The 6003-nt window shown below is 61.9% G+C and carries 6 protein-coding genes; all 6 read right to left on the reverse strand.

Annotated features, from left to right (window positions below; translation table 11 throughout):
* Positions 1-355: 355 nt before the first annotated feature.
* Positions 356-1240, reverse strand: coding sequence for a succinate--CoA ligase subunit alpha (sucD, locus tag FHS81_RS06570; RefSeq protein WP_183751232.1), 885 nt, complete (start codon positions 1238-1240; stop codon positions 356-358).
* Positions 1240-2439, reverse strand: coding sequence for an ADP-forming succinate--CoA ligase subunit beta (gene sucC, locus FHS81_RS06575; RefSeq protein ID WP_183751233.1), 1200 nt, complete (start codon positions 2437-2439; stop codon positions 1240-1242). Before sucC ends, sucD begins: the two co-directional genes overlap by 1 nt.
* 175 nt (positions 2440-2614) lie before the next feature.
* The gene (gene mdh / locus FHS81_RS06580) at positions 2615-3580 is read right to left on the reverse strand and encodes a malate dehydrogenase (protein ID WP_183751234.1); all 966 of its coding nucleotides are present in this window, start codon (positions 3578-3580) and stop codon (positions 2615-2617) included.
* A gap of 284 nt (positions 3581-3864) precedes the next feature.
* The gene (locus FHS81_RS06585) at positions 3865-4488 is read right to left on the reverse strand and encodes a TetR/AcrR family transcriptional regulator (RefSeq protein WP_183751235.1); all 624 of its coding nucleotides are present in this window, start codon (positions 4486-4488) and stop codon (positions 3865-3867) included.
* Positions 4485-5699 (reverse strand): cell division protein ZapE, encoded by a 1215-nt coding sequence (zapE, locus tag FHS81_RS06590; protein WP_183751236.1) that lies wholly within the window; start codon positions 5697-5699, stop codon positions 4485-4487. Before zapE ends, FHS81_RS06585 begins: the two co-directional genes overlap by 4 nt.
* A 92-nt stretch (positions 5700-5791) precedes the next feature.
* On the reverse strand, positions 5792-6003 hold a 212-nt coding region (locus FHS81_RS18685), incomplete at its 5' end, for a hypothetical protein (protein ID WP_210281566.1).

Below are 6003 nucleotides of genomic sequence, written 5' to 3' on the forward strand. Positions count from 1 at the left end.
CCTGCACCCTGTATCCTGCCGGAACCCGGAAATACGCCCGGGCGAGGCGGCCTGCCGGCCCCGACCCATCGCCCCCGGGAAATGGCGACGGACCGGATGAGCCGCATGATCTGGCGACATGCAGACTCAGAATTACAAATCCGGATAAATGTTTTTAGCCGGACCGGAGGCCGTCAGCCGGAGAGCGCCAGTCTTCACCGGATGACAATCATCTTCCGCCATAATCCATGCCGCCCGATTGCGTCCTGAAAGTGGCAAAAGCTTTTTCAACAACACCATAGCAGAGCCATGGGACAACTTGGCAACAGTGTCACTGCGGCGGAAGCCCGGTTGGATTCCGCCGCAGAAACGTCAATTAACCCTTAAGAACGTCGACCAGCGTCTTGCCCAAGCGTGCCGGCGAGGGAGACACGCGGATGCCTGCTTCCTCAAGCGCGGCGATCTTGTCTTCCGCGCCGCCCTTGCCGCCGGAGATGATCGCACCTGCATGGCCCATGCGGCGGCCGGGAGGGGCCGTGCGGCCGGCGATGAAGCCAACCGTGGGCTTCTTGCGGCCGCGCTTGGCTTCGTCCTTGAGGAACTGTGCAGCTTCTTCCTCAGCCGAGCCACCGATCTCGCCGATCAGAATGATCGACTCGGTTTTGTCGTCGGCAAGGAACAGCTCCAGTATGTCGATGAACTCGGTGCCCTTGACCGGATCGCCGCCGATGCCGACAGCCGTCGTCTGACCAAGACCTTCCTGCGTCGTCTGGAACACTGCCTCGTAGGTCAGCGTACCGGAACGGGACACGATGCCAACCGAACCCGGACGGAAGATGTTAGCCGGCATGATACCGATCTTCGACTCGCCGGCCGTGACGACGCCGGGGCAGTTGGGGCCGATCAGGCGCGACTTCGAGCCTTCGAGCGCGCGCTTGACGCGAACCATGTCGAGAACCGGAACGCCTTCGGTGATGGCGACGATCAGGGGGATCTCCGCATCGATGGCTTCCAGGATGGCATCGGCTGCACCTGCCGGGGGCACGTACACCACGGATGCATCCGCGCCGGTGGCCTCACGAGCCTCGATCACGGTGTCGAACACCGGAAGGCCGAGGTGCTTGGAGCCACCCTTGCCCGGCGACGTGCCGCCGACAACCTGCGCGCCATAGGCGAGCGCCTGTTCGGAATGGAACGTGCCGTTCTTGCCGGTGAAACCCTGGGTGATGATCTTCGTCGACTTGTCGATCAGGATGGACATCAGGCTGCTCCCTTGACAGCGTTGACGATTTTCTGCGCAGCGTCATCAAGGTCGTCGGCGGGGACGACATTGAGGCCGGATTCGCTGATGATTTTCTTGCCAAGCTCGACGTTCGTGCCTTCGAGGCGCACGACGAGCGGAACGGTGAGGCCGACTTCCTTCACGGCAGCGATGACGCCTTCCGCGATGACGTCGCACTTCATGATGCCGCCGAAGATGTTGACGAGGATGCCCTTCACGTTCGGATCGGACGTGATGATCTTGAACGCCGCCGTCACCTTTTCCTTCGAGGCGCCGCCACCGACATCGAGGAAGTTCGCCGGCTCTTCGCCGTAGAGCTTGATGATGTCGAGCGTTGCCATGGCAAGGCCTGCGCCGTTCACCATGCAGCCGATGTTACCATCGAGCGCGATGTAGGCGAGGTCATACTTCGATGCCTCGATTTCCTTTGCGTCCTCTTCCGTCTCGTCGCGCAGGGCGACCACGTCCGGATGACGATAGAGAGCGTTGGAGTCGAACGACACCTTGGCGTCGAGCGCCACGAGCCGCTCGTCAGTGGTGACGATCAGCGGGTTGATCTCCAGCATGCTGATGTCCTTGCCGATGAAGGCAGCATACAGATTATCGACCAGCTTGCCGGCCTGCTTCGCCAGATCGCCGGAAAGACCCAGCGCCTTGGCGACCTTACGGCCATGGAAAGGCTGCACGCCCGTCGCGGGATCGATCGAGAAGGTCTCGATCTTCTCCGGGGTGTTGTGCGCCACTTCCTCGATGTTCATGCCGCCTTCCGTCGATACGACGAAAGCCACGCGGCTGGTGACGCGGTCGACGAGCGCCGAGAGATAGAACTCCTTGGCGATGTCGGAGCCGTCCTCGACGTAAATGCGGTTCACCTGCTTGCCGGCCGGACCCGTCTGCTCCGTGACCAGCGTGCGGCCGAGGATCTGGTTGCTGAACTCGTGCACTTCCTCAGCCGAGCGGGCAAGGCGGACGCCGCCCTTGTCACCGGCCTCGGGCTCCTTGAACTTGCCCTTGCCACGGCCACCGGCATGGATCTGCGACTTGACGACCCACAGGGGGCCGCCCAGCTCCTGCGCTGCGGCAGCGGCCTCATCGGCGGAGAAGATCGCGACGCCGCGCGATACCGGAACCCCGAATTCCTTTAGCAAGGCCTTGGCCTGATATTCATGAATGTTCATTTCGTCGCCCCAAATGGCTTGGCAAGTCGCTTAATTGGCAAGTAGGTCAGCAAGTTGCTTGCAAGTAGCTTTTCAGCAAATGACTTTTCGGCAAGTACAGCATGAAATGCCGTCGATTGTCGTCAAGTCCGGGATGGCGAAACGGCGGCTCTCGGCGAGCCGCCGTTCTGAAAGATCAGTCGGCGAGCGACGGGTTGATCTTCCTGGAAGCTTCGATCAGCGTCTTGACGGACTCGACCGACTTGTCGAACTCAGCCTTCTCGCTGTCCGAGAGCTTGATCTCGATGATGCGCTCGACGCCGTTCTCACCGATCACAACCGGCACGCCGACGAACAGATCCTGCTGGCCGTATTCTCCCGACAGCGATGCGGCAGCCGGCAGAACACGCTTCTGGTCCTTGAGGTAGCTCTCGGCCATGGCGATGGCGGACGCAGCCGGTGCATAGAAAGCCGAACCCGTCTTGAGCAGGTTGACGATCTCGCCGCCGCCCTTGCGGGTGCGCTCGACGATGGCGTCCAGCTTCTCCTGCGTGGTCCAGCCCAGCTCGACGAGGTCGGGCAGCGGAATGCCTGCAACCGTCGAATAGCGCGTCAGCGGCACCATGTCGTCGCCGTGGCCGCCGAGCACGAATGCGGTCACGTCCTTCACCGACACCTTGAACTCGTCAGCGAGGAAGTGGCGGAAGCGCGCGGAGTCCAGCACGCCGGCCATGCCGACGATCTTGTTCTTCGGCAGGCCGGAAGCCTTCTGCAGCGCCCAGACGGCGGCGTCGAGCGGGTTGGTGATGCAGATGACGAAGGCGTCGGGTGCGTTCTCGCGGATGCCCTGGCCAACGGACTCCATCACCTTGAGGTTGATGCCGAGCAGATCGTCGCGGCTCATTCCCGGCTTGCGCGGCACGCCGGCGGTGACGATGATCACGTCAGCGCCCTTGATGTCGGCATAGGAGTTGGCGCCCTTGAAAGCTGCATCGAACCCGTCGACCGGAGCCGACTCGGCGATGTCGAGGGCTTTGCCCTGGGGGGTGCCTTCAGCGATGTCGAACAGAACGACATCTCCGAGTTCCTTCAAACCAGCGAGATGGGCGAGCGTGCCGCCGATCTGTCCGGAGCCGATCAAAGCGATCTTCTTGCGGGCCATTGAAACCAATCCTTGAACTGGAGGGACGAAAAACCCCGTTAGCGCCGACTACTTGACTCAAAGTGTCGCAGCCTTCAAGCGGGCCTCCGGGGGGTGAACACGACGCAGACAGGGCCACAATGGCGTGCCCGTCGTGAAACCGTTTGTAATCTCCCTTCACCATCAACAGGTTGAGCGAGATCATGGGCAACCGGCCGGGCATTTTTGAGCCTCGGCCTGGTGTGTTTCAGTTTTAGTTTTTTGTAACTTTGCCGCGAAAGCCCCTTCGCGACAAATCAGTCTCCCTAGACAAAACCGTTGATGAGCGTGCGCAACGCAACGCTGATCAACATCGAAAACCGCTGTTCCATCACCTCCCGCGGCCGCGCGAGATCGAGCAGGATGGCCGAGGGATGGGAAAAGCGAAAAAAGATATCCGCGAGGAAGGACATGGCCACTTCCCGGTCCCGCAGGCGGAAGATGCCGATGGCAGCCCCCTCGTCCACGACCCGCTCCACGAACATGAAGACGCGCCCCCGGTGCCTGCGGGCGACGGAACGATTCTGCGCGGCGATATCGGCATAAAGCGCGAAGATCGCACGGTCCCTGTCCGCCAGGTCGCGATAGGCGTGCGCCAGCGCCAGGGTCAGGCGTTCGAGCTTGTCGTCGGCCGGGTCCGGCGCGCCGGCGATATCCGCCATCATCAGCTCGACCGGCTTCAGCGCATCCGCCACAACGGCATCGATGAGCGCTTCCTTGGAGGGGAAATAGCGGTAGACGTTGGCGTGCGTCATGCCGGCTTCCTCGGCGATGCCGACCACCGTCACCCTGCGCACGCCAGACCGCCTGATATGCTCGGCGGCGATGGTCACGAGGCGCACGTCCACCCGCTCGGGCACCGGCTCCTGTGTCCTGCGCAGCTGGTTCATGTCTCGACCAGCCCGGAACTGTCGCCGGATGCCAGCGAGTCGCCCCGCCCGTGCGGCAGCGCAAGATAATCCTCCGACCGCATCTCGATAAGCCGCGACACCGTGCGGTCGAACTCGAACGCCTCGCGGCCTTCTTCAGCCAGATAAAGCCCCGTCGCATCCGCCTCCGCAGAGGCGACGAGCTTGACATGGCGATCATACAGCGCATCGATCAGGGTGATGAAGCGCTTGGCCTCATTGCGCCTGTCCGGATTCAGCACCGGGATATCGTCGAGCACGATGGAATGGTAATGCTTCGCCAGATAAAGATAATCGGAGGCGCCCAGCGCCTGTGAGCACAAGTCGGCAAACGAAAACCGCGCGACCCCTCCGGCCGCCAGCGGCACGTGCAGACGATGGCCCTTCACGTCCAGATCGATCGGGGCAGCGGGAGCCCCGCCCGCCAGACGCCGGAACGCTTCATCAAGCGCCACTCGTGCTTTCGCATCGTTTGGCGTGTGATAGACGTCGGCACCGTTCAATTTCTCGAGTCTGTAATCCGTGCGTGAGGACAGCTCCACGACGTCCATCCGCTCCAGCAGCAGCGCGATGAACGGCACGAAAAGCGCCCGGTTGAGGCCGCCTTCATAAAGCCGGTCCGGCACCACGTTGGATGTCGCAACGATGGTAACACCAAGGCCAAAGAGCGCCGAAAAGAGCCGCCCGAGAATCATGGCATCGGCGATATCGGTGACGGTAAACTCGTCGAAGCACAGCAGCGTGGCTTCCGCCGCCAGTTCCGCCGCGACGCGGGGAATGGGGTCCGTATCCTTTTCGCTACCGTCCTTCACCCGCTGGCGGAAACGGAAAATGCGCTCGTGCACATCAGCCATGAAATCGTGGAAATGCGCGCGCCTTTTGCGCTCCACCGGAGCAGCCTCGATGAACAGGTCCATGAGCATGGTCTTGCCGCGCCCGACCGATCCCCAGACGTAAAGCCCCCGAACAGGCTCCGCTTTCGCCTCGCGACCGCCGCCGAGAAACCGGGCCAGACGCCCTGTCTTCGCTGGACGGGGAGATGCGGCAAGCGCAGCGACCACGCCGTCGAGCCGCCCCACCAGTATTTCCTGGGCTGGATCACGTTCGATTGCGCCTGATGCAACCAGCGCTTCGTAGCGCTCACGCACCGGACCGGACAAGGTGGATTGCGGTGCAGGAACCGTGGCCGTCATACGACAACCCTCGCGACAACCCTCGCCGTCATGCTTGTTGCTGCGTCCATCGCCACAGTTGTCCTCTCCCACGCAACCGACACTGGAACCATTCAAGCCTGCGGACTTTCTGAAATCTTGAAAGGCGCAAGCACCTTGCATGTCTTCGATGATGCCGCCTTTGCGGCACCTGTCCGTCTATTGTCGCCCGTCTGCTGTAAACCTTTGCTCCCACATTTCCCAAGTAAGGCGCTGATTTCGCTGTCCTGACCATTATATTTCCTATATAAAACATGGTGTTGAAGGCTGCGAGGGGCGCGTTTCA

The sequence above is a fragment of the Pseudochelatococcus contaminans genome, assembly GCF_014195635.1.
Classification (GTDB): Bacteria; Pseudomonadota; Alphaproteobacteria; order Rhizobiales; family Beijerinckiaceae; genus Pseudochelatococcus; species Pseudochelatococcus contaminans.

Excerpts from the sequence above, each read along its gene's own strand:
- FHS81_RS06585 (WP_183751235.1), bottom strand. The coding sequence starts at position 4,488 with ATGAACCAGCTGCGCAGGACACAGGAGCCGGTGCCCGAGCGGGTGGAC.
- sucC (WP_183751233.1), bottom strand. The coding sequence starts at position 2,439 with ATGAACATTCATGAATATCAGGCCAAGGCCTTGCTAAAGGAATTCGGG.
- mdh (WP_183751234.1), bottom strand. The coding sequence starts at position 3,580 with ATGGCCCGCAAGAAGATCGCTTTGATCGGCTCCGGACAGATCGGCGGC.
- zapE (WP_183751236.1), bottom strand. The coding sequence starts at position 5,699 with ATGACGGCCACGGTTCCTGCACCGCAATCCACCTTGTCCGGTCCGGTG.
- sucD (WP_183751232.1), bottom strand. The coding sequence starts at position 1,240 with ATGTCCATCCTGATCGACAAGTCGACGAAGATCATCACCCAGGGTTTC.